Source organism: Cupriavidus mimosae, assembly GCF_023952485.1.
Taxonomy (GTDB): Bacteria; Pseudomonadota; Gammaproteobacteria; order Burkholderiales; family Burkholderiaceae; genus Cupriavidus; species Cupriavidus taiwanensis_C.
In genome coordinates this window covers 1-2,897 of the sequence record NZ_JALHRY010000058.1, presented here as the reverse complement: position 1 = coordinate 2,897, position 2,897 = coordinate 1, and the positions used below count along the sequence as shown (strand labels likewise).

Here is a 2,897-nt window from a genome sequence, read left to right as displayed (position 1 = left end):
ACAGCGCTTCCACTTAAAAACTCCGGATCTCTATCCGAACAAACGGCGCCACCTCTCCAGCGCCCAGGGCACGTTCGATCAGGGTCTTCTTGAACGCCATCGAAGCGTCCCAGATCGCCCTCGGCAGTCAACCTCCATGCACAAGCTCGACGTGAATCCCGCTCATGAATGATGTTTGGCGTTCAACACATATGCTTGTGCCGGCGCGCTGGGATGAACATGGGCGGGCCGCAGTTGCTAGGACTGAGCTTGCCCCTGTTTCACGAATCCCATAGCCGAGGCCATCAGGCCGCTTGCCCTGGCTGGGCAGCGGCCCAATTCTTCTCGAACGTCATAGGGCTGACGTAGTTCAATGTCGAATGCAGCCGGCGAGCATTGTAGAAGCCGAGCCAGTCGACGATTTCATCCATCGCGGCACGCCGCGTCGGGAAGCGCCGGCTGTGCAGTCGTGCGACCTTCAGCGAACCCGACAGGCTTTCGGTTGGCGCATCCCAATAATCGCCGGGCCGGCTCATCGACGAACGCATGCCGTACGCCTTGAGCGTGTCCTGGAAGAGCCCGCCGCAGTACTGGCTGCCACGGTCGCTATACACAATCACGCTGGCATCGGGGCGACGCCGGAACCATGCCATGCGCAACGCATCCGTGACCAACTCGGCCTTCATATGCCGCTGCATCGACCAGCCCCACCACCTGCCGGCTGAACAGGTCGATGATGACGGCCAGGTACAGCCAGCCGTCAGCCGTCGCCACGTAGGTGATGTCGCTCGTCCAGACCCGATTCGGCGCCGGCGCCGTGAAGTTGCGTTCCAGTAGGTTCGGTGCGACAGGCAGGCCATGCTTCGAGTTCGTCGTCGCGATGTACTTTCGCTTGTGCCGGGCACGCACGCAGTGTTGCACCATCAGCTTGCGCACGCGCTCCTTTCAGTACGCCGCGCGCAACCAGCTCTTTCCACATGCACGGCCAACCGTACTCGCCCTTGACCTCCGCGTGAATCGCCTGGATGTGCACCAGCAGCGCGTCGTCGCTCACGCGGCTGCGCTGCGGCCTGTCCTTAGCGGCGCGTTGCCGCCGTTGATGAAAGCCGGCGGGGCTGACTTCCAGCACCTCGCATAACACCGAAATCGGCCAGTGGTGACGATTGCGTTCGATAAAAGCGTACTTCACGTCGAGTCCTTCGCGAAGTACGCGCACGCCTTTTTTAGGATGACACGCTCCATCTTCAGACGTGCCACTTCGGCACGAAGTTCTCGACAATTCCATCTGCTCCGCGCGGACCGGCTTCGTGCCGGCCCCGCCGAGCTTGCCTTCCTGCTCGGCCTAGACCCAGTTGGAAATCGACTGCCCTGGCACGCCCAGCGCCGCAGCCTCCGCCGCAATGCTCTGGCCCGCCTTGACCAGCCGAACCGCTCCCAGCTTGAATTCGAGCGTGTACCGCGCTCGCGTCGTCTTGCTCATCTTCTTGACTCTCCTTGCATGAATTTAAACGCTCAGCAAGGGATTCCTTTTTCGGGGGCAAGCTCAGGACTTCTTCTTCGTCATTCACAACACCTTACAAATTGACAAGGTGTTGCACTTCAGAATTTTATGCCGCCTTAAAATTACTCAGCGGTGACGGCGAAGTTCTTAGACCCAAAGCTCAGCCCACCGACCGAGGATGTAATTTCAAAACCGTACTGGATCTCGCCGACGACCACGTCATCAAAATAGTTCAGCGACTTTAAGTAATTCATAATCTCCAGCACGTCGATCGTAGTTTGGTTGGTCTTCGCTGTACGTAAGAAAGAATAGACGGCGTTCTTGCCGTTGGTACCGACATAGACATTCCAGGTGCTACCGGACAGCGAAACGTTACTGTAGAGCGGAATCGCGCAACCTTCAGCAGTCCAGTTGTACGAGATTGGCTTGACATTACCGCATCCATTCGAGGTGCCCGTGTAGTTCAGCCAGACCATGATCTCGTGCTGTTTTGCGTCTGCCCAGATATCCAACGTAGATTCCCATGCACCAGCAGAGGGCGTGGTAGCTGAGATAGTGGCAGTGAGCTTCCTCAGCGAACCGACAGGCTTGTTGACAAAGTATTCGACGTGCGGATAGGACTTTATGCCGTTCGTGTCAGGCTGGTCTGATGTGACACTCCAGTCGAAACTTGAATTAGCCCAAAAGGACTGCGGACCAACTGCGACTGGAGGAACGCTGCAAGGCCCCCATACGTCATTGTTTAAGGTATACCCCTCGTAGCTCCAACGCGCGAAAAGAGTATGCTCATGGCAGGATGAAGTTGAAGGCGAAGTTACAGACCATGTTGCAGCCTGCGCGACGGTGGATCCAAGCATCAGCATCAGGGAGGTGAGACATCCCAATATGGCTAGAAATTTTGGCATATCTTCTTAATCCTATCGGTGTAAATACTTAGAATCGGTAAGGCGTTCTAGTTTAACGAAGATGGCTGGGTGTCGTACGAGTTCAACTGAAGCGGAAATGAACTACCTAACGATTCCGCGCCGGAAATACCGACAGAGCTGCCTGGTTCTCCATTAGCAGATCCCCTACCACTGGCGTGTCCGGGATGCCATCGTATACGGCACAATACACCCGCACACAGACGTTAAAAAAACGCCCGACGGGAAGTCGGGCGCTATAAAGGACGCATTGTTTGGGGAGACATACACCAACTCAAGGAGGGCCTGTCTAGCCCAATCCCTATACAGATACTAATCGCACCCTACAGAAGATGTCATCGGATTTTCTTTAATTTATAATAAGGATTTCCTGATATCTGATATCCCGAGGGGATGGTGTTCAAACATTAGCATTGCCAAACTAACCAAATGAGGATTGCCGGTTGTGTTCGCAGCGCGGTACGGCACGAATTCGACGCCAGGTTCGGCCCTAG

1 protein-coding gene and 1 pseudogene are annotated in these 2,897 nt (G+C 55.9%); both read right to left on the bottom strand.

From position 1 onward, the window contains the following. Positions 1 to 284: 284 nt before the first annotated feature. Positions 285 to 1,459 (bottom strand): annotated as a pseudogene (locus MKD50_RS30155) (IS3 family transposase). A 143-nt stretch (positions 1,460 to 1,602) separates the two neighbouring features. Then, a complete protein-coding gene (locus MKD50_RS30150; protein WP_012354599.1) occupies positions 1,603 to 2,385 on the bottom strand; it encodes a GH12 family glycosyl hydrolase domain-containing protein in 783 nt (260 codons plus the stop codon). Positions 2,386 to 2,897 lie beyond the last annotated feature (512 nt).

Coding starts and splice junctions, on each gene's coding strand:
- MKD50_RS30150 (WP_012354599.1), bottom strand. CDS start 2,385: ATGCCAAAATTTCTAGCCATATTGGGATGTCTCACCTCCCTGATGCTG.